Below are 20089 nucleotides of genomic sequence, written 5' to 3' on the forward strand. Positions count from 1 at the left end.
GGCGCCCTTTTTTCGCAAGTGTCAGCCGCACTTGATGGCGCCTGTGTCCTAAAACTAGTCTGCCGAGCCGGCTCGACCGCCTGTCTAGATAAATGGGAACATTTAGTTTCCATCCGTGGCTCACGATGTTCACCGGCCGCTATGGTAAGATGCTAATGAACAGGGAATTTCATAACGGGGTGAAGCATATGAAAGTGATTGTGACCGGGGGAGCGGGATTTATCGGCAGCCATCTCGCTGCCTATTTGAGCGGTCAAGGATACGAGGTGGCAGCCGTTGATTGTTTTCATCCGTACTATCCCGCCGAACGGAAAGAGCGGCAGTTTCAGGCGCTTACCGGCGGCCGGGTGCCGCTTGTCCGCTTGGACTTACTTGATGGGGAACAGACAAAGCGGTGGTTTGCGCAGTTCCGTCCCGATGCCGTCTACCACTTGGCGGCGCTGCCGGGGGTGCCGTATTCGCTTGAGCAGCCGCTCACCTATATTGACTACGATATTAAGGCAACGGTGAACGTCTTGGCGGCGGCCGGGGAAGCCGAGGTCCGCCACGTGTTGTTCGCTTCGTCTTCATCCGTGTATGGCGATCGCGGCAATGTGCCGCTTAAGGAAGAAATGGCTGATGGGCGCGTCGTTTCGCCGTATGCGGCCGCAAAATACGGGGCGGAGTCGTTTTGCCATGCATACGCTCACCTCTACGGCTACAAAATGACCATTTTTCGCTATTTTACTGTTTATGGTCCGTGGGGGCGGCCGGATATGGCCATCGGCACGTTTCTCCGCCGGCTGATGAACGGCGAGGAGATCACGGTATATGGCTCTGGGACGGCGCGCGATTATACGTACATCGATGATATTGTCGCCGGCATGGTGGCGGCGCTTGATCGCAGCGGCAGCCAAAGCGAGGTATTTAACTTGGGCGCAGGGGCGCCGGTCACGATGGAACAGCTGCTTGTCGAGCTGCGGAAGCATTTCCCGGATATGAAGGTCGTGCGTGCACCGGAACGGAAAGGCGATGTCAAAGCGACGTGGGCGGACATTACGAAGGCGAAGCGGGCGTTTGGCTACGAGCCGAAGGTGCCGTTTGCTGAAGGGTTGGCCCGGACGGTGGTGTGGGCGCGCGAATATGAGCGGTAAGCTGGCTGCCAAGGTGGTGTTGCGGACGGCCGGCGCGGCGCTGCTGTTCATTTTTGTCTGGCTGACATACCGCTATTTTGACATTCGGCTGCTGCTCCGGCATCTGGCGGAACTAGTCCGCCATCCGGCGGATCTAGCTGCGGCCGCTTTTGTGTATGGCATGTCATTTTGGCTGCGGGCATGGGCATGGAAGCAGTATGTCGGGAAACCGATCGCTTTCTCTGTCTATTGGCGTGCGGTGCTGCTCAGTTTGTTCATCAATCACCTTGCGCCGGTGAAAATCGGCGATGCGGCCCGCGTTGCTGTGCTCGCCCGCCAGCCTGGCGTTTCGGCCAGCGAGTCGGTCGAGTCAGTCGCGGTCATGCGGCTGCTGGACATGGCTGTGTTAGGCAGTTTCGCCGCCGCTGGGATGTATGTGTATATGCATCGAATTCCCGGTGTTCCGCTGTTGGCGGCGCTCGCTGCGGCCGGCCTCGTACTCGCTCTTGCTGTGTTTCGCCGCCCGCTCCGTATGGAACGGTTATGGCGGCGATGGCGGACGGTGTTTCGCAGCCGGCGCGGCGTGTTGATCGCCGCGGCGGTGGCGGCGAGCTGGCTGTGCGAGGCGGCGGTCATTGACATGATCGCTAAAGCGGTCGGCATGCCGCTTTCCTTTTGGCAGGCAGTATGGGTCAACAGCGCAACCGTCTCCGGTCAAATTGCCCAACTCACTCCTGGCGGAGCAGGAACGTATGAGGCGGTGATGGCGTTTGCGTTAACTGCGCTGGGGGCGCCGGGGAGCGTGGCGTATACGGCGGCTGTGCTTACCCATGCGTTGAAATTCTTGTTTTCATACGCGGCCGGGGCCGTTGTGCTCGCGTTTTGGCGGTCCGACTGGCAGGCGGTGCGAAACGTATGGAGAAAGGAAAGGGAGAGGGTATGAAAGAAGCATCACGGTTTGAAAAAATCGCGGCGCGCTGCTGGAATTTGTTGAATGAAGGAAAACCGTTCACGCCGATTTTTGTTGCCGGAACGATGGCCATCTACCATGCTGCTGACCTCACTCAAGTTCATGCATCGGCTTGGCTGCTCGGCCTGGCAGCGGCGCTGCCGCTGTTTGTCGTCTACTATGTATACGATTACCCGCTGTTTTTGCGCAATTATTTATGGATTCCGTATATGGCATTTCTCATCATTTGGTCGTTTGCCGACGCTGCCCTATTGCTGCTGGCGGCCGGGCTCTATTTTTTCTTCACCGTCTTTTTTTGGGGAACGCTGTATTACCATTTGCGCATCGGCACGTCATGGTGGAATTTTACCCGCTTTTGGAAGCTGGTGCTAAAAAATAGCGATTCGACGAGCGGCAATGCTCAAGAACAGCTGCCGAAATGCTTCCTTCTTCTGTCCGTGTGGGAATACGCTGGGCGGCAGATCGAACAAGGGGCGTCTTTGGCGCCGCTGTACAGCTCGTTTTGGCTGTTTGCCGCCGGGGTGTGGCTGTTCTCGTGGGTGTTGCACCGGTATTTGTTCGATTGGAAACCGGATGTCATCCCGACGTATACCGACAACGTGCCCGTTCCGTCCGCGCCGGTCAATGATAAAGTATATGTCATCGTCATTGACGGCATGCGCAAAGATCGGTTTGAGGCGGCGAACGCCCCGTTTTTAAAACGGCTGCGCGCGCATGGAACGGAATTTGCACAAATGGAAACCGTTTATCCGGCGCGTACGGTCGTCTGCTTTACTTCGATGTTCACTGGCACGTACCCGTTTGAGCACGGCATCCGGTCGAATATGGTATGGAAGCTCGGGGTGAAAGTCGAGACGATTTTCGATTCACTCCGCAAAATCGGAAAAACAGGCCGCTTGCTCGGCATCGCCCATTTGGTTGATTCGTTCGGCGACGATGTGGAAACGGTGACGGCCGTCATGCCGAACGACCTCGCCGACCGTTATATCATCGAGCGGGCGAAACGCATCGTCGAGGAACAAAACCCGGACTTGCTTGTCGTACAGTTGATCGCCACCGATCAAACCGGCCATAGCCGCGGTGTGCTGTACGACGAGTATATCGAAAAAATTGAAGAAGCCGACGCCTTGGTTGCCGAGTTTGTCGGCTGGCTTGAGAAACGCGGCGAGCTTGAGCGCGCGACATTGATCGTCTGCGCCGACCACGGCCAAGCGGACGGCATCGGCGGCCACGGCCATTTGGATGAGGGAGAACGGTACGTCCCGTTTTTTCTATACGGGCCGGCCATCGAACCGGGAAAACGGGTCGACGAGAAAAAAAGCCTCGTCTCGCTCGCGCCGACGATCGCCTATTTGTTCGGCGCGCCGTATCCAAGCCATAGCCGCGGCCCGGTGTTAATTGAGGCGATACGAAAGGAGGAGAGCGATGAAGAAGCAGCGCGTCATCGTCTTTTTGCCGGCGCACAATGAAGAAGAAGCGATTGGCGACGTCATCCGCCGCATTCCGCGCCGCTTTCACCCGGATGTCGAAGTAAGCGTCCTTGTCATTGACGATGGATCGACGGACCGGACGGCTGAAGTAGCAAAAGAAGCAGGGGCCGATGACATTTGCCGTCTGCCGGAAAATCGCGGCCTCGGGGCGGCGGTGCGCCGCGGGCTTGAGGAATGCGTGCGCCGCGGCGCGGACGTCGGTGTCATGATTGACGCTGACAATGAATATCCGCCGGAGCAAATTCCCGACATTTTGGATCCCATTTTTGCCGGCGAGGCCGATTATACGATTGGCTCGCGCTTCCTTGGCACGATTCGCGGCATGAAATGGCACCGCCGCCTCGGGAATTATTTGTTCACTCGGCTGCAGTCGCTGCTTCTTGACCAGCGCCTTTATGACGGACAGTCAGGCATGCGCGCCTTTTCGCGCCAGGCAATGGAGGAGGCGGAAATTATCCACGATTACAATTACGCCCAAGTGCTGACGCTCAACTTGGTGCGCAAAGGGTTTCGACTAAAGGAAGTGCCGATCCGCTACCAAGTGCGGACGACCGGCCGCTCGTTCATCAAATTTACCGCCTACATGACCGCCGTTATTCCGGCGATATGGAAAGAAATGCGCCGCCCGGTCGCCAAAGTCGCTATCGACCGCGATTCCCGGAGCAGGTACGGCACTGTCCATAAGGCGGCTTCCCCTAGCCGCCAGCATGTTTTGTAAATCGTATTGACAGAGATTATGATAATCATTATCATTAATCTTAACAGAAGGGAGAGGAAAAAATGAGAATGTTCCGCCTCTTTTTTTACATAGCAATGATCGTTATGATCCATCTCATTCCGATTAAAGCGTTTGCCTACTCGTACGGAAATCCGAATGAAGAAGCGGTCGCCGAAGCTTACAAGCAGATGAAGGAAAAACTGAACGAACAGCCGCCGAATTTTGCCGCGGCTAAAGAAATTTTTGAAACGGTAAAAGAAGAAATCGACATGCATATGGGGCCCGAGCCGGCAAAAGAGGTGCTTGGAGCCATCGAAGCCAAAGACCGTCAAGCGGTGACTGAAAATATGGAAGAAATTTTAGTGCTCAATATCGCCCGCCGCTTAGACAATATTGAGAAAAACTTTGACCAGTATGATACGAGCAAGCGGCTGTTGGCGAAGGCGTTTGCGACGTATGAGGCGCTGTCGCCGATCATTCAAGGAAAAGACACGGCGCTTGACAAGCAGCTGCGCACGGAGTTTGACAACGCATTGCAGTCGCTTGGCAACCCGGGGCTGTTCGGCGTCGGGGAGAAAAAATCGGACATCAATGCGTTTAAACAAAGCAAAGAGACGATTTTAACGGCGCTGCAGAAGCAATTCGGTTTGAAAAGCTTAGAAGTTGGCCATTTTTCGGAAAGCGCCACGGAAAAACCGGATGAAGTGAGAAAAAAGGAATGGACCGACTTGTCAGAATTGAAAAACTGGATTCCTCTCATTGTGATCGTTGCGATCATCATTGGCGCTGTCTTGATTTATGTACGGCGTCGGAAACGGACTTAGTCTACTTGTGAAGGGGGAGGCGGGGGCATGGAAGTTCAAGCGCTGCTCATTACGTTTCGCGAAGCGCTCGAGGCATTGCTTATTATCGGGATTATTACGTCATATTTGAAACGGGTGAACCATCGCGAGTATACGAAATACGTATGGCTTGGCGCCGCCTTGGCGGTGGCCGCCAGCGTCGGTGTCGCTATTTTGTTTCAAGTCGTGTTGACCGGCTTCGCTGCGATGGCAAGTGAAATCTACTTGAAAATCGGCATTATGCTCGTCTCGACGCTGCTGTTGACGCAAATGGTGTTTTGGATGGCTGAGCATAGCCAGCACATAAAAAAAAGCGTCGAAGGGAAAATGGATCAGTTCATCACAGCCGGCAATGTCGTCGGGATGGTCATCCATTCGTTTTTAGTCGTGTTGCGCGAAGGGGTGGAAACCGTCTTTTTCTTCGCCGCCATCACACACGGCAACATCGGCGCGGCGCTGCAAGGCTGGGGAGCCGCGACAGGCATGGCCATCGCCGCCTTGGTCAGCTACTTCTTCTTTAAGGGAACGATGCGCATCCCGCTCAAGACATTCTTTAAGGTGACCGGCGCTTTTATCGTCCTCATTGCTGCCGGGTTGCTCGTGCAAGCCATTTCCATGATGCAAGACATCGGTCTGATCGGCAGCGTCATGCCACATGTGTACGATTTGACTTGGCTGCTTCCGGAACACCCGATCGATTATGAGCATTATTTGCGCGACCACGGTGTGGCCCCCATCTTCTCCGGTGAAGTCGGCGTCTTTTTAAAAGCGCTGTTCGGCTACTCGTCGATGCCGTCGCTTGAGGAAATGATCGCCTATATCGGCTACTTTGTCGTCATTTACTTGCTCGTGACGAGCCGCCAAGGCCAAAAGAACAGCAAAGAGCACCCGTCGGCCGCGGCGCTTAAGGAAAAGACGAAAGGCATTCTGTAAAGGTACAAGGCGCTGCGCCTTGTATTTTTTCTTTGGAGGGAATCTCGTGAAACGACTGCTGCACGACCGGCTTTGGCTTTGTTTCAGCATCGGGCTGGCCGCCGTTTTGGCCGGCGCCGCGTTGTATTGGGCAAGCCCGTATGCGGCCACATGGGATGAAGTCGATTTTGCGCTGGCGCTTGAGCGCTACGACTTGTTAGGCATGCAGCCGCATTTTCCCGGCTATCCGTATTTCATTTTAGGCGGCATGGCCGTTCACACGGCCATCGCCAATCCGGCTAAGGCGCTTTCCGTGTTGAATGTTCTCGTTCTCTTGTCCGCCGTTTTTCCGCTCGTTTGGCTGCTGCGCCGGAACGTTTCGCTCCCGGCGGCGCTGCTCGCCGCTTTGGCCGTGCTCTCTTCAAGCTATGTGCTCCTCGCCGCCGCCCGGCCGATGTCTGACGGCGCGGCGCTCGGCGTGCTCTGGTGGTACATGTGGGCGGTGGAGCGGGCGCACCGACAGACGACATGGAAGGCGCAGCTGTTGCCGGCCGCTTTATTCAGCGTGCTGATGGGAGTGCGCCTGTCGTATGCTCCATTCGGCGCCGCGCTGTTGTTCCTTTGGTATGAAGACTGGAGCACGCACCGCCGCTTGGGCCGGGTGGCGGCCTCCGTTTTGGTGGCTGCGTTGTTTCAATTCATTTGGGTGGCAGCGGTGGCGCGCACGGAGGGCGGTCTTTTCCCGTTTTTCAAGCTCGGCTGGGCGTTTGTCCACGGCCATTTCAGCGATTGGGGCGGAACAGCGGCAGCGAGTCCGCTTCCGTTTTCCGAGCGGGTGCAACGGTTTTTGATCGACAACTTTTTTTGGACCGGCATCGCCTGCCAAAACGCTTGGCTGCTCGCTGCCTATGCGGCAATCGGCGCCATCGCCTGGCGCGCCGGGCGGTTTCGGCCGCCGCGCGCACTTGTCGTTTCCGCCCTGCTGTACGCCGTTTGGGCGCTATTGGCGCAAAACATTGAAAAACCGCGCCACCTTCTTCCGTTGATCCATTTTGCCCTGTTTTATGTGTGGGGCCGCTTTTTGGCTGTGCCGAGGGGATGGGGATTAGCGCTGGCGGCAGCGGTCGTGCTGCTGCAGGCGGCCGTCGGCATCGGGCAGCTGCGCGAGCAAGCGGCGACGCCGCCGGCTGTATACCAGTTGGCGGACGAGTTGCGTGACAAACCGCCGTCGTTTGTGGTATATACGTGGGAAGAAACGCGCGTGTTCGACTATTTGCATGTGCCGTTTCCGCATAAAGATGTGTTCCGTTTTTCCTTCTTTTTGCAAGACAAAGAAAACTACCGCCATGCTACAATTTATATGACCAATCATGTTGTTGACGGGTTTCGCGCCCAAGGAGTCGATGTTTCCCGCCATGTGCGCAAAGTGAAAACATATCGTTCCAGTCTGCTTGCCGATCCGGTGTACGGAACGATTACGCTGTACGAATGGGTCGGGGAATAGGATGGAGTGATGGCCATGAACGACCGGCTGAAGGAAAAGCTGTCCGTGCTCCCGGAACAGCCGGGCTGCTATTTAATGAAAGATAAACACGGAACGGTCATTTACGTCGGCAAGGCGAAGTCGCTAAAAGCGCGCGTCCGCTCGTATTTTACCGGGACGCATGACGGCAAAACGCAGCGGCTCGTCGAGGAAATCGCCGATTTTGAATATATCGTCACCTCGTCAAACGCCGAGGCGCTCATTTTGGAAATGAACTTGATTAAAAAGCATGATCCGAAATACAACGTCATGCTGAAAGATGATAAAAGCTATCCGTTTATTAAAATTACCGCCGAAACACATCCGCGCCTCTTGATCACCCGTAAAGTGAAAAAAGACGGCGGCAAATATTTCGGCCCGTATCCGAACGTGCAGGCGGCGAATGAGACGAAAAAGCTGCTCGACCGTTTGTATCCGCTCCGCAAATGTTCGACGATGCCTTCGCGCGCCTGTTTGTATTACCATATGGGCCAATGCCTCGCCCCGTGCGTCAACCCGGTGTCGGACGAACAAAATAAGGCGATGGTTGAACAAATCGTCCGCTTTTTAAACGGCGGCTATGAAGACGTAAAGCGGGAGTTGGCCGAGAAAATGCACGAGACGGCGGAAGCGCTCGAATTTGAGCGGGCGAAAGAATACCGCGACCAAATCGCGGCGATTGAGATGACGATGGAAAAGCAAAAAATGATGTTCAATGATTTCATCGACCGCGATGTATTCGGCTATGCGTACGACAAGGGCTGGATGTGCGTGCAAGTGTTTTTCCTCCGCCAAGGAAAGCTGATCGAGCGCGACGTGTCCATTTTTCCGCTTTACCAAGACCCGGATGAGGAAATGCTGACGTTTTTGGGCCAGTTTTATGCGAAAGCGCATCATTTGAAGCCGAAAGAAGTCGTCCTCCCGTCCGACATTGACGGGGAGCTTGCCCGTGAATTGCTCGGCGTAGCCGTCGTCCAGCCGAAAAAAGGGAAGAAAAAAGAGCTTGTGGAGCTGGCGAGCCAAAACGCCGCCATTGCCTTGAAGGAACAGTTTTATTTCATTGAGCGCGATGAAGAGCGGACGATCAAAGCCATCGAGCGTCTCGGAGAGCGCCTCGGCATTCCAGCGCCGCGTCGCATCGAGGCGTTTGACAACTCGAACATTTACGGGGCCGATCCGGTCTCGGCGCTCGTCGTGTTCCTTGACGGCAAGCCAGCGAAAAAAGAATACCGGAAATATAAGGTAAAAACAGTGGCGGGACCGAACGATTATGAAACGATGCGCGAAGTTGTGCGCCGCCGCTATACGCGCGTGTTGAAAGAAGGATTGCCGCTTCCCGATTTGATCATCATCGACGGCGGTAAAGGCCACTTGTCGGCGGTGCGGGATGTATTGGAAAACGAGCTCGGCCTCGATGTGCCGCTGGCCGGGCTGGCGAAAGACGAAAAACACCGCACATCGGAGCTCATCGCCGGCGATCCGCCAGCCGTCGTGCCGCTTGACCGGCAAAGCCAAGAGTTTTATTTGCTGCAGCGCATTCAAGATGAAGTGCACCGGTTTGCGGTCACATTCCACCGTCAGACGCGGCAGAAGACGATGTTCCATTCCGTTCTCGATGACATCCCCGGTGTCGGAGCAAAACGGAAAAAGGCGCTATTAAACTATTTTGGCTCGGTGAAAAAGATGAAAGAAGCGACGATTGAAGAGTTGCAACAGGCGAACATCCCGCGGGCGGTGGCGGAGAAAATTTACGAGAAGCTGCATGAATAGCGGTTAAAAGGGCGTCCCGTAAGCGCGGGGCGCCCTTTGTTGCCCTTGCTGAGAAGTCATTGCTTCGACTATAGACGACTAGCGGTGATCAATCAATGGTTTGTTTCCGGTCCCACTTCACTAAAATGCGCGCCTTGCCTGCCTGTTTTGCCGGCAATTCGACCGCTTCGGTGACGAATCGTTTTTGCTGCTCAATTTGTTGGGCGAGAAACCCGGCTTCGAGCTGAAAGGTGCAGCTGTCGTATAAGGAAAGGCGGGCGGAGACAATCGGACCGGACAGCTCGATGTGCAGTTCATCTTTCCGCTCCTCGTCGGCCGACAGCGTCCCCCAGCCAGCCCGCTCAAAAAAGACGGCGATGTCCTCCATTGTAGCGAGCGGATAGCGGCGCGCCAGCTGCTTGCCGGCCCAGTATAAAAGGGCGGCGCCATCTTTACCGAGCAGCTCGGGAAGAAGCGAATGGCGGAGCAGCTCAGCGCCAAATGCGGAAAGCGTGATCGATCCAAACGTTTCATACTGTTCCTCTAACCGTGGCTGTTTCATCGTCTTCCCCTCTTTCTATCCATTTCCTCATTATAGCTGAACTGCCGGCGGCGTGCACTCCCTTTCTTCAGAGAGGGAAAATATGAGAATGTTTGAACATTTTGTGGCGATGTTTTCTTGACGCTTGTACAATGTGGGAGTACAATGAATGTGACAAATGCAAGATGGAAATGGAAGGCGTTTCTATTTCCATCCTGTAACGAGGGGAATTTATTTTTACTTACGTTAAAGGGGGTTTACATAATGGCAGGGAATCGCGAGTTTTATTATCGCCGGCTCCATTCGCTGCTCGGGGTTATCCCCGTTGGGGTGTTTTTAGTGCAGCACTTGGTCGTCAACCATTTTGCGACGCGCGGGCCGGAAGCGTTTAACCGGGCGGCTGCGTTTATGGCAAACTTGCCGTTCCGTATTTTCTTGGAAATTTTCATTATTTTCCTTCCATTGCTGTTCCACGCGGTATACGGCATTTACATCGCGTTTACAGCCAAATTCAACACGCGCCAGTACGGCTATTTCCGCAACTGGATGTTCATGCTTCAGCGGATTACGGGCATTATCACATTGATTTTTGTCGTCTGGCACGTGTATGAAACAAGGGTGCAAGCCGCGTTTGGCGCTGAAGTGAATTATGATATGATGGCCAATATTGTCGATAATCCGTTTATGCTTTGGTTTTATATTATCGGCATTTTGTCGACCGTCTTTCACTTCGCCAACGGTTTATGGTCGTTCTTCGTCAGCTGGGGTTTAACGGTATCCCCTCGTTCACAGCAAGTGTTCACGTACATTACGATGATCATCTTTGTCGCGCTTTCGATTGTCGGCATTCGCGCCATTTTGGCTTTTGCGTAAAAAATTGATTTCAGCTGTTGGATGACATGAACCGCTGCGTTGGCTCTTGATGGATCACGCTGCAGCCGTTTGTCGAACGAACGCTTGATCGACAGAGGCAAACCGTGGGACATTGAAGCAAAAGCAGCAATTTTCTAGGGAGTGAGTAGCCATGAAAAAAGGAAAAATCATCGTTGTTGGCGGCGGATTGGCCGGCTTGATGGCCACGATTAAAATCGCCGAAGCAGGAGTGCCTGTCGAGTTGTTTTCACTCGTTCCGGTAAAGCGTTCTCACTCCGTCTGTGCCCAAGGCGGCATTAACGGAGCGGTCAATACGAAAGGGGAAGGCGACTCGCCGTGGGAACATTTTGACGACACCGTCTACGGCGGCGACTTTTTGGCGAACCAGCCCCCGGTCAAAGCGATGTGCGAGGCAGCGCCGGGGATCATTTACATGCTTGACCGGATGGGCGTCATGTTCAACCGCACGCCGGAAGGATTGCTCGACTTCCGCCGTTTCGGGGGAACGCAGCACCACCGCACGGCTTACGCCGGGGCAACGACCGGCCAGCAAATTTTGTATGCGCTTGACGAGCAAGTGCGCCGCCATGAAGTGGCTGGGCTTGTGACGAAATATGAGCATTGGGAGTTTTTGGGAGTCGTTTTAGATGACGAACAAATTTGCCGCGGCATCGTCGCGCAAGACTTACGATCCATGGAGATTAAAGCGTTTCCTGCCGATGCCGTCATTTTGGCGACCGGCGGACCGGGGATCATTTTCGGAAAATCGACGAACTCGGTCATCAATACCGGTTCGGCGGCGTCGATCGCCTATCAGCAAGGCGTCTATTATGCAAACGGCGAATTTATCCAAATCCATCCGACCGCGATTCCGGGCGATGACAAGCTTCGGTTGATGAGCGAATCGGCGCGCGGGGAAGGCGGCCGCGTCTGGACGTACAAAGACGGAAAACCGTGGTACTTCCTTGAAGAAAAATACCCGGCTTACGGAAACTTAGTGCCGCGCGACATCGCTGCCCGGGAAATTTTCCATGTGTGCGTCGACTTGAAGCTCGGCATTAACGGGGAAAACATGGTGTATTTGGATCTTTCCCATAAAGATCCGAAAGAGCTGGATATTAAGCTCGGCGGCATTATTGAAATTTACGAGAAATTCATGGGCGAAGACCCGCGCAAAGTGCCGATGAAAGTGTTTCCTGCTGTTCACTATTCAATGGGCGGCTTATGGGTCGACTATGACCAAATGACAAACATTAAAGGGCTGTTTGCCGCCGGTGAGTGCGACTACTCTATTCATGGCGCCAACCGTCTCGGCGCGAACTCGCTCTTATCGGCCATTTATGGCGGGATGGTCGCCGGCCCGAACGCGGTCCGCTACATCCGCGGTCTTGAAAAATCGGCCGATGCGCTGCCGTCGGCGCTGTTTGATGGCTATGTCAAACAAGAACAAGAAAAGTGGGAAAACATTCTGTCGATGGACGGTACGGAAAACGCCTATGTGCTGCATAAAGAGCTCGGCGAATGGATGACAGCGAACGTGACGATCGTCCGCTACAACGACCGGCTGCTGAAAACGGACGAAAAAATTCAAGAGCTGATGGAGCGGTACAAAAACATCAGCGTCACCGACACGGCGAAGTGGAGCAACCAAGGGGCGACGTTTATCCGTCAGCTGTACAACATGCTGCAGCTTGCCCGCGTCATCACGCTCGGCGCGTATCATCGCAACGAAAGCCGCGGAGCGCACTACAAACCGGAGTTTCCGGAGCGCAATGACGAAGAGTGGCTGAAAACGACGATGGCCCGCTACACGCCAGACGGTCCGGCATTCCATTACGAAGAGATCGATGTTTCGTTGATCAAGCCGCGCAAACGCGACTACAGCAAAAAGAAAGAGGAAGTGAAGTAAGATGAGCGAGAACAAAACGGTTCGATTCATCATTACGCGCCAAGATCGTCCGGACTCTGCGCCATATGAAGAAGAGTTTGTCATCCCGTACCGCCCGAACATGAACGTCATTTCGGCGCTCATGGAAATCCGCCGCAACCCGGTCAACGCCAAAGGCGAAAAAACGACACCGGTCGTTTGGGAAATGAACTGTTTGGAAGAAGTGTGCGGAGCATGTTCGATGGTGATTAACGGCAAGCCGCGCCAAGCGTGTGCGGCCTTGATCGACCAGCTCGAGCAGCCGATCCGCCTCGAGCCGATGCGCACGTTCCCGGTCATCCGCGACTTGGTCATCGACCGGAGCCGGATGTTTGATGCGCTAAAACGCGTCAAAGCATGGATTCCAATCGACGGAACGTACGACTTGGGTCCGGGTCCGCGCATGCCGGAGCGGAAGCGGCAATGGGCGTACGAGCTGTCCAAATGCATGACGTGCGGGGTCTGTCTTGAAGCGTGCCCGAACGTCAACAGCAAGTCGAACTTTATCGGCCCGGCGCCGCTGTCGCAAGTGCGGCTGTTTAACGCCCATCCGACCGGAGCGATGCATAAAGCTGAGCGGCTGCGGGCGATTATGGGCGACGGCGGTTTGGCCAACTGCGGCAACTCGCAAAACTGTGTGCAGTCGTGCCCGAAAGGCATTCCGCTGACGACGTCAATCGCCGCGTTAAACCGCGACACGACGATCCAAATGTTCCGCGATTTCTTTGGCAGCGACGAAGCGTAACAGTTGAACCTCTCATCCCCTCCGTGGCCAGCCATGGAGGGGATTTTGCGCTTGCCCAGCCCCCTTGTCTTTGATCAGGTGGGGAGGCGAAAAAAAGACCTATTTTTCTATTAGATAAGCAAAATTTCGTCACCGCCGCCCTTGCTCTCACATACGATATGGTGAGGAAATACCCATCCGGCAGTTCGGGCCCATTGAGAGCAAGGAGGGTTACAACCGTTGAAGGATCAATCGTTTCAATCGAAGCCGCTGTTGACAAAGAGAGAAAAAGAAGTCTTCGAATTGCTCGTGCAAGACAAGACGACGAAGGAGATCGCCAAAGAGCTGTTTATCAGCGAGAAAACTGTTCGCAACCATATTTCGAATGCGATGCAAAAGCTTGGGGTCAAGGGGCGCTCGCAAGCGGTCATTGAATTGCTTCGAATGGGCGAACTTGAACTATAAACGATGCCGGCTTTCCCTTTTCGGATGGCCGGCTGTTATGTTCCTTTGCGGCCGGACGAGGCTTTGCCGCCTGTCTGGCCTTTTGTCTGCAGCGGCGTTCTATATTATTTTGTATTGATTATGTCCCCCGGTATTGTAAAATGAAAAATAGAATGGCCGTTGGCTGAGGCACGTTGTTTTGGGGCCAGGCCGCGAAAATGATCAAGGGGAGATTGTATGTCGTCTGCGATGAACGAAAAAACGGTTGCCGAGTTGGAAAAATTGCTTCGCTATATCGCCGCCAACTTAAAACAGCGCGGCCGCGAAATTTTAACGAACTACCCCATCACGCCTCCGCAGTTTGTCGCGTTGCAATGGCTGCTTGAAGAAGGGGACTTGACGGTTGGCGAGTTATCGAGCAAAATGTATTTGGCGTGCAGCACGACGACCGACTTGGTCGATCGCATGGAGCGAAACGGTCTCGTCGCCCGAGTGCGTGATGAACATGATCGGCGCGTCGTCCGCATTCACCTGCTCGAAAAAGGCGAGCGCATCATTGAGGAAGTGATTGAAAAACGCCAGCGCGATTTGGCCCAAGTGCTGGAAAACTTTTCGGATGAAGAAATTGTCGTTTTTGAGCGCTGTTTGCGCAAACTGCATCAAGAAATGATGAAAGAATGAGGCGATCACTTGGAAAGAGCAATTGGTGTCATTGATTCAGGAGTCGGCGGCTTAACCGTCGCCAAAGAAATTATGCGGCAGCTGCCAAAGGAACAGATCATTTACCTTGGCGACACCGCCCGCTGTCCGTACGGGCCGCGCCCGGTTGAAGAAATTCGCCGATTTACATGGCAGATGATTCACTACTTGCGGCAATATCCGTTGAAAATGCTTGTCATTGCCTGCAACACGGCAACCGCGGTCGCGCTCGATGAAGTGCGGGAGCGGCTTGACATTCCGGTGCTTGGCGTCGTTCATCCCGGCGCCCGCGCCGCCTTGAAGGCGACGAAAAGCGGGCATATCGGTGTGATTGGCACCGTCGGGACGGTCAGAAGCAAAGCGTATGAAAAAGCGCTCCAATCGATCAACCCGCACGTTCGTGTCGAAAGCTTGGCCTGTCCGAAGTTCGTCCCGCTTGTCGAAAGCGGCGATTTTGAAGGGGAGAAGGCGGTGGCGATTGTCGCCGAATCGCTTGCTCCGCTGCGTCCGCGGCCGATTGATGTGCTCATTTTAGGGTGCACGCATTACCCGTTGCTGGCCCCGCTCATTCGGGCGTATATGGGCAAAAAGGTGAAACTCATCTGCTCCGGCGATGAAACGGCCCGCGAAGTGAGCACGATTTTGCATCATAGCCACCTCCTTTACACCGGCAGGCGCGAACCGGAGCATTTGTTTTTCACGACCGGATCAAAAGAACTGTTTGAAAAGATTTCAAGAAAATGGTTTGGCAAATCGATCGGCAAAGTCGAGGCGATTCGTCTGTGACCGAAAAAATCCTTTAGCGCGTGGACGCTAAAGGATTTTTTTATTCTATTTTGGCAACCGGCTCGTATACATAGTAGTACAAACTACGAGTAGGAGGGAACGTCAATGGGCAAACGGACGGTTCATAGATGGACAGCGCCGGTGCTCGCTTCGCTTTTGCTGCTTGGCGGCTGCGGTTTGTTTGGGAATGATGAGGCAGTGAAGGAGATCGATCCGCCGCAAGAAACGAGCTATGTCAAAGACGGTCAGGCGCTCCAAGAGGCAACGGGGGACAAAAAGGGAGAGAAAGAGGAAGCGAAGGCTACCGAGACGGTGAAGAGGGAATTATACTTAATTGACAAAAATGGCTTCGTCGTGCCGCAAACAGTAGAGTTGCCGAAAACGCAGGCGGTTGCGAAACAAGTGCTCGAATATTTAGTCGAGGATGGCCCGGTATCCGAAGTGTTGCCAAATGGCTTCCGCGCCGTCATTCCGGCAGGCACGACTGTGCTTGGCACAAAACTGGAAAAAGACGGGACGTTGATCGCCGACTTTTCGCCGGAATTTAAGCAATACAAACCGGAGGATGAAAAGCGGATTTTGCAAGCCATTACGTGGACATTGACCCAATTTGACAACATTAAGCGCGTCAAAATCCGGATTAACGGCTATGACCAAGAGGTGATGCCGGTCAATAAAACACCGATCCAAGGCGGAGTCAGCCGGGCGGATGGCATCAATATCGAGGCGAGCGGCGTGCCGGACATTACGAATACGCACCCGGTCACGGTTTATTTTGTCGCCCAGCAGGGAGACAACACATATTATGTGCCGGTGACAAGACGGGTACCCAATAAAGAAAAGGACGATATCGCTGCGGCGATCAATGAGCTCATCCAAGGGCCGGACCACGGCAGCGGGCTTGTTGGCGTCTTTCAGCCGGATGCCAAGCTTGTCGATGCCCCGAAATATGAGGACGGCAAAGTGACGCTCAACTTTAACGAGGGCATTTATGGCAGCAACAAGAAACATGTGATTTCCGATGTCGTATTAAATTCGCTTGTGCTGTCGCTCACCGAGCAAAATGGGGTTGAAAGCGTGGCGATCACCGTCAACGGCAAAGCCGATCTCGTCACCGAAGATGGCAAGCCGCTCACAAAACCGGTCACCCGGCCGCAAAACGTCAATACAGGGACATTTTAACAAGCTGGAAACAAAGGGGGCCATTATGGTATAACAAAGAGGTGGAAACGTATTCCGCCTCTTTATTTTTTGGAAAACGGCGGAAAGCTGACCGCTTGGGGAGTGCGATCGAAACAGGAAAGATGTTCTTTACACCGCCTGCGGTTTGCCTGAAGGGGCAGCCTGGCGCTAGGCAGCCAAGCGGGAGTCATCCAAGGAGAAAAAAGGAGGATTGTGATGAGAACGGACGGACGAAACAACCGCGAACTTCGCCCTGTACATATACAACCGCATTATATGAAGCATGCTGAAGGTTCGGTTTTGATTGAAATCGGCGACACGAAAGTGATTTGCACGGCGACGGTTGAAGAGAGAGTGCCGCCGTTTATGCGCGGCGGAGGGAAAGGCTGGATTACGGCTGAATATGGGATGCTGCCGCGGGCGACCGAACAGCGGAATGCGAGGGAAGCGAGCAAAGGGAAAGTGTCAGGGCGGACGATGGAAATTCAGCGTCTGATCGGCCGGGCGCTCCGCTCGGTCGTTGAGCTGGAACAGCTCGGCGAGCGGACCGTCTGGATTGACTGCGACGTCATTCAAGCGGACGGCGGAACGCGGACGGCGTCGATTACCGGTGCGTATGTGGCGCTCGTGCTGGCGCTCTCTAAGCTTGTGGAGGAAGGGAAGCTTGCGTCGCTTCCGGTTCGCGATTTTCTCGCTGCCACCTCAGTCGGCATCGATCCTGAACATGGGGTCATTCTCGATTTAAATTACAGCGAGGATGCCCGCGCGAAAGTCGACATGAACGTCGTCATGACCGGAGCCGGCCAGTTTGTCGAAATTCAAGGCACCGGGGAGGAAGCGTCCTTTTCGCGCGCCGAGCTAGAGGAATTGCTCGAGGCGGCGCAGATGGGCATTGAACAGCTCATCGCCATTCAGCGCCGCGTATTGGGCGAGCGGGCGGCCCGCATCGGAGTGAAGCACGAAGCAGAACGGGAGGAGAAGGCGGAATGAAGGAGATCATTATTGCTACGAAAAATGCCGGCAAGGCGCGCGAGTTTGCCGCCTTGTTTGCCAAGCGGGGCATCGAAGTGAAATCGCTCCTTGATTTTCCGGACGTTCCCGATGTCGAAGAAACGGGGAGCACATTTGCCGAAAATGCCAAATTAAAAGCTGAGGCGGTGTGCCAACGCTTGCAGCGGCCGGTCATCGCCGATGATTCCGGGCTTGCCGTTGATGCGCTCGGCGGCCGGCCGGGCGTCCATTCAGCCCGCTACGCCGGGGAAGACAAAAACGATGCGCGCAACATCGCTAAACTGCTTCATGAACTTGACGGAGTGCCGATGGAGAAGCGCACCGCCCGCTTTCATTGCGCGCTGGCCGTTGCCATTCCCGGGCGGCCGACCGTCATTGTCGAGGCGACGTGTGACGGTTATATCGCCGAAGCGCCGCGCGGAGAGGGCGGTTTTGGATATGACCCTGTCTTTTATCTTCCGGAGCGGGGGAAAACGATGGCCGAATTTTCGCCCGAAGAGAAAAATGCCATCAGCCATCGGGCGAAGGCGCTGGCGAAGCTGAATGAGCAATGGGACGAGATCATGGCCGAAAAGGGGCGGACGGAATGAAAGCGGTCATTGTCAGTGACAGTCACGGGCTGACCGCCGAGCTCGCTCAAATTGTGTCGCGCCATCGCCATGAAGCGGATTTGTTCATTCATTGCGGTGATTCCGAGCTGCCGGCGGAAGCGGATGAAATTGCTCCGTTTGCGGTCGTGCGCGGCAATTGCGATTGGACAGCGGCGTTTCCCGACGAGCGAACCGAGGAGGCAGGCGGCGTCCGCTTCTTTGTCACCCACGGCCACTTATACGGCGTGAAAACGTCGCTGTTACGTTTATACTATCGGGCGAAAGAAACAGGGGCCAACGTCGTTTGCTTCGGCCACTCCCACCTCGCCGGCGCCGAGCGAATCGATGAAGTGTTGTTCATCAATCCAGGCAGCATCGCCTTGCCGCGCGGGAGAAAAGAAAAAACATATGCGGTGCTGACAGTCGGCAAAGGCCAAGCGCTCGTTCAATTTTATGATGTGGCCGGGCGTGCGATCCCGGACTTGGAACAAACGTTTTCCTTCTAGGCGGACAAGTGTCCGCTTTTTTATTTTTCGGCGCCTCTCCCCCCTCTTTCTAACTAATCTTATTTGCCTCCTGTTGTGGAGAGAAAAATTTTTTTAAAATCAGCAAATCCTTGATTCTATCACATTGTAAGCGTATACAAGTAGTTTGACCAATCAAAATTTTCAAAAAACGTTATTGACGGCGGGGAAGTTTAGGATTATTATAATTTTCAAATAAGAGAAACGACTCAAACCCATCATCGAGCCGTTCGAAGCAACTGTTGACTGATCAAGGAAGAGGGGAACCGAAGTGGGCGAACAATGGATCTATTTAAACGGAGAATTTGTAACGAAAGAAAACGCAAAAATATCGGTTTATGACCACGGATTTTTGTATGGGGACGGCGTGTTTGAGGGCATTCGCGTCTATAGCGGCAACGTATTCCGCCTGGAAGAACATATAGATCGGCTGTACAACTCCGCGAAGTCCATTTTGCTGAACATCCCGTACACGAAAGATGAAATGATTGACCGTGTGCTCGAAACCATCCGCCGCAACGGCTACCAAGATGCGTACATCCGCCTTGTCGTTTCGCGCGGAGTCGGCGATTTGGGGCTCGATCCGTATAAATGCAAAACGCCGCAAATCGTCATTATCGTTGAGCCGCTGGCGCTCTTCCCAAAACATTTATATGAAACGGGCATCGAAGTGGTGACAGTGGCGACGCGCCGCAACCGCTCTGACGTGTTGAGCCCGAAAGTCAAATCGCTCAACTATTTGAACAATGTTCTCGTGAAGATCGAAGCGCATTTGGCCAACGTCAGCGAAGCGCTCATTTTAAACGACCAAGGATATGTAGCTGAAGGTTCTGGGGATAACGTCTTCATCATCAAAAACGGCGTCGTTTACACGCCGCCGGGATATGTCGGAGCGCTTGAAGGCATTACGCGCCAGGCGATTATCGAAATTGCCGAGGATCTCGGCTATACGGTCAAAGAAGAGCCATTTACCCGCCATGATGTATATGTCGCAGATGAAGTGTTTTTAACCGGGACGGCGGCCGAAGTCATTTCCGTCATCAAAGTTGACGGCCGGACGATCGGCGACGGAACGCCTGGTCCGCATACGAAGCGGCTTCTTGAAGAATTCCGCCGCCGCGTTGTTGCCGAGGGAGTTAAAGTATATCCGACGAACGCCAATGTCGGTTAAGCGGCAATGACAATTGCATACGGAAAAAGCGTTGACGAGGATAAGTAGTCAGCGGGGCCAACATCCACAGAGAGCCGGGGGAGCTGGGAACCGGTGATGTTGCCGCTTGATGAACTCACCTCTGAGCGCCAGCCTGAACGCCAAACAGCAAGTAGGGTTGGACGGGTGGAGACGCGCGCTTCACCCGTTACGAAAACGAGCGGCTGGCTTCGGCCGGTTGCTCCTAAGGCGGCCGTGATGGCCGTGAAGAAGGGTGGTACCGCGGAAAGGAAACCTTTTCGCCCCTTTGGCTGGGCAAGTCC

20 protein-coding genes and 1 other annotated feature are annotated in these 20089 nt (G+C 54.3%); of the genes, 19 read left to right on the plus strand and 1 reads right to left on the minus strand.

Going from position 1 to position 20089, the window contains the following annotated elements:
• The first annotated feature begins 188 nt into the window (after positions 1-188).
• From B9L21_RS02590 to uvrC, 8 genes are all read left to right on the plus strand, one after another.
• Entirely contained in the window at positions 189-1133 is a 945-nt protein-coding gene (locus tag B9L21_RS02590; RefSeq protein WP_063165077.1) for an NAD-dependent epimerase/dehydratase family protein, read from the plus strand.
• The gene (locus B9L21_RS02595; protein ID WP_063857323.1) at positions 1123-2055 is read left to right on the plus strand and encodes a lysylphosphatidylglycerol synthase transmembrane domain-containing protein; all 933 of its coding nucleotides are present in this window, start codon (positions 1123-1125) and stop codon (positions 2053-2055) included. The genes B9L21_RS02590 and B9L21_RS02595 overlap by 11 nt, the downstream gene beginning before the upstream one ends.
• The gene (locus B9L21_RS02600; protein WP_063165079.1) at positions 2052-3551 is read left to right on the plus strand and encodes an alkaline phosphatase family protein; all 1500 of its coding nucleotides are present in this window, start codon (positions 2052-2054) and stop codon (positions 3549-3551) included. Before B9L21_RS02595 ends, B9L21_RS02600 begins: the two co-directional genes overlap by 4 nt.
• Positions 3508-4290, plus strand: coding sequence for a glycosyltransferase family 2 protein (locus B9L21_RS02605; protein ID WP_063165080.1), 783 nt, complete (start codon positions 3508-3510; stop codon positions 4288-4290). The genes B9L21_RS02600 and B9L21_RS02605 overlap by 44 nt, the downstream gene beginning before the upstream one ends.
• Before the next feature lie 62 nt (positions 4291-4352).
• Positions 4353-5114 carry a hypothetical protein gene (locus tag B9L21_RS02610; protein WP_063165081.1) on the plus strand — a complete coding sequence of 254 codons (762 nt, stop codon included), beginning with the start codon at positions 4353-4355 and terminating at the stop codon, positions 5112-5114.
• A 27-nt stretch (positions 5115-5141) separates the two neighbouring features.
• Positions 5142-6065: an FTR1 family iron permease gene (locus B9L21_RS02615; protein WP_063165082.1), complete on the plus strand. Its 924-nt coding sequence runs from the start codon at positions 5142-5144 to the stop codon at positions 6063-6065.
• 46 nt (positions 6066-6111) lie between these two features.
• The gene (locus tag B9L21_RS02620) at positions 6112-7548 is read left to right on the plus strand and encodes a nucleoporin-interacting protein (RefSeq protein WP_082816517.1); all 1437 of its coding nucleotides are present in this window, start codon (positions 6112-6114) and stop codon (positions 7546-7548) included.
• 15 nt (positions 7549-7563) lie between these two features.
• Positions 7564-9336 carry an excinuclease ABC subunit UvrC gene (gene uvrC / locus B9L21_RS02625; RefSeq protein WP_063167288.1) on the plus strand — a complete coding sequence of 591 codons (1773 nt, stop codon included), beginning with the start codon at positions 7564-7566 and terminating at the stop codon, positions 9334-9336.
• Positions 9337-9424: 88 nt separating this feature from the next.
• Here uvrC and B9L21_RS02630 read toward each other — a convergent pair whose 3' ends face one another.
• Positions 9425-9877, minus strand: a complete 453-nt coding sequence (locus B9L21_RS02630) for a YslB family protein (RefSeq protein ID WP_063165083.1) — start codon at positions 9875-9877, stop codon at positions 9425-9427.
• 243 nt (positions 9878-10120) lie between these two features.
• Between B9L21_RS02630 and B9L21_RS02635 the strand changes: the two genes are divergently transcribed.
• The 11 genes from B9L21_RS02635 (at position 10121) to ilvE (ending at position 19787) form a co-directional block, all read left to right on the plus strand.
• The gene (locus B9L21_RS02635) at positions 10121-10729 is read left to right on the plus strand and encodes a succinate dehydrogenase cytochrome b558 subunit (RefSeq protein ID WP_063165084.1); all 609 of its coding nucleotides are present in this window, start codon (positions 10121-10123) and stop codon (positions 10727-10729) included.
• A 151-nt stretch (positions 10730-10880) separates the two neighbouring features.
• Complete coding sequence (gene sdhA, locus B9L21_RS02640; protein ID WP_063165085.1) at positions 10881-12638, plus strand: succinate dehydrogenase flavoprotein subunit; 1758 nt, start codon at positions 10881-10883, stop codon at positions 12636-12638.
• A 1-nt stretch (position 12639) separates the two neighbouring features.
• Positions 12640-13401: a succinate dehydrogenase iron-sulfur subunit gene (gene sdhB / locus B9L21_RS02645; protein WP_063165086.1), complete on the plus strand. Its 762-nt coding sequence runs from the start codon at positions 12640-12642 to the stop codon at positions 13399-13401.
• A 219-nt stretch (positions 13402-13620) separates the two neighbouring features.
• Positions 13621-13845: a helix-turn-helix domain-containing protein gene (locus B9L21_RS02650; protein WP_020960797.1), complete on the plus strand. Its 225-nt coding sequence runs from the start codon at positions 13621-13623 to the stop codon at positions 13843-13845.
• 216 nt (positions 13846-14061) lie between these two features.
• Positions 14062-14505 (plus strand): MarR family winged helix-turn-helix transcriptional regulator, encoded by a 444-nt coding sequence (locus B9L21_RS02655; RefSeq protein WP_063165087.1) that lies wholly within the window; start codon positions 14062-14064, stop codon positions 14503-14505.
• 9 nt (positions 14506-14514) lie between these two features.
• Entirely contained in the window at positions 14515-15309 is a 795-nt protein-coding gene (gene racE / locus B9L21_RS02660; protein ID WP_063165088.1) for a glutamate racemase, read from the plus strand.
• A gap of 105 nt (positions 15310-15414) precedes the next feature.
• Entirely contained in the window at positions 15415-16491 is a 1077-nt protein-coding gene (locus B9L21_RS02665) for a GerMN domain-containing protein (RefSeq protein ID WP_063165089.1), read from the plus strand.
• Positions 16492-16707: 216 nt separating this feature from the next.
• Complete coding sequence (gene rph / locus B9L21_RS02670; RefSeq protein WP_063165090.1) at positions 16708-17481, plus strand: ribonuclease PH; 774 nt, start codon at positions 16708-16710, stop codon at positions 17479-17481.
• Complete coding sequence (locus B9L21_RS02675) at positions 17478-18092, plus strand: XTP/dITP diphosphatase (protein WP_063165091.1); 615 nt, start codon at positions 17478-17480, stop codon at positions 18090-18092. Before rph ends, B9L21_RS02675 begins: the two co-directional genes overlap by 4 nt.
• Positions 18089-18598 (plus strand): metallophosphoesterase family protein, encoded by a 510-nt coding sequence (locus B9L21_RS02680; RefSeq protein WP_063165092.1) that lies wholly within the window; start codon positions 18089-18091, stop codon positions 18596-18598. Before B9L21_RS02675 ends, B9L21_RS02680 begins: the two co-directional genes overlap by 4 nt.
• Positions 18599-18887: 289 nt before the next feature.
• Positions 18888-19787 (plus strand): branched-chain-amino-acid transaminase, encoded by a 900-nt coding sequence (gene ilvE / locus B9L21_RS02685; protein ID WP_063165093.1) that lies wholly within the window; start codon positions 18888-18890, stop codon positions 19785-19787.
• Between the two features lie 22 nt (positions 19788-19809).
• Positions 19810-20076 (plus strand) — a binding site (T-box leader).
• Positions 20077-20089 lie beyond the last annotated feature (13 nt).

It is taken from the genome of Geobacillus uzenensis, from assembly GCF_002217665.1.
In the GTDB taxonomy this organism is placed as follows: domain Bacteria; phylum Bacillota; class Bacilli; order Bacillales; family Anoxybacillaceae; genus Geobacillus; species Geobacillus subterraneus.